This is a genomic window from Bacillus sp. SIMBA_154 (assembly GCF_046536015.1).
GTDB lineage: Bacteria > Bacillota > Bacilli > Bacillales > Bacillaceae > Bacillus > Bacillus pumilus_P.
This window is the reverse complement of record NZ_JAWJBV010000183.1, coordinates 1-282: the sequence shown is the minus strand read 5'-3', so window position 1 is coordinate 282 and position 282 is coordinate 1. Positions and strand designations below refer to the sequence as shown.

1 protein-coding gene is annotated in these 282 nt (G+C 33.7%); it reads right to left on the bottom strand.

The genetic code is table 11. From position 1 onward, the window contains the following. Positions 1–227, bottom strand: a 227-nt coding sequence (locus tag R0K30_RS21660) for a hypothetical protein (RefSeq protein ID WP_410612870.1), incomplete at its 3' end; no start/stop codon positions are given. Positions 228–282 lie beyond the last annotated feature (55 nt).

The following is a 282-nucleotide window of genomic DNA, read 5'->3' as shown; positions in this document are numbered from 1 at the left end:
ATCAAAGGATAAAAAAAAGCAGAAATCAAGCTAATAAAACTATTCTTTAGACTACCATTCAAGACTTTAATATCTTGCCGTCTATTCTTATCTTCACAGTTCTCTTTAGTACCTTTCAAACTGTAAACAGACACATCAGCGCCAAGCTTACTCAATGCTCGTACATCGCTACGAGCAAAAGTCTCACTAGGAGCGTTAAACTGCATAGTTATATAAGCTACATTCATTGACTAATCACAATTATCGATTTAAAAAAGTCATAATATGAACTTTCTTGTGCCA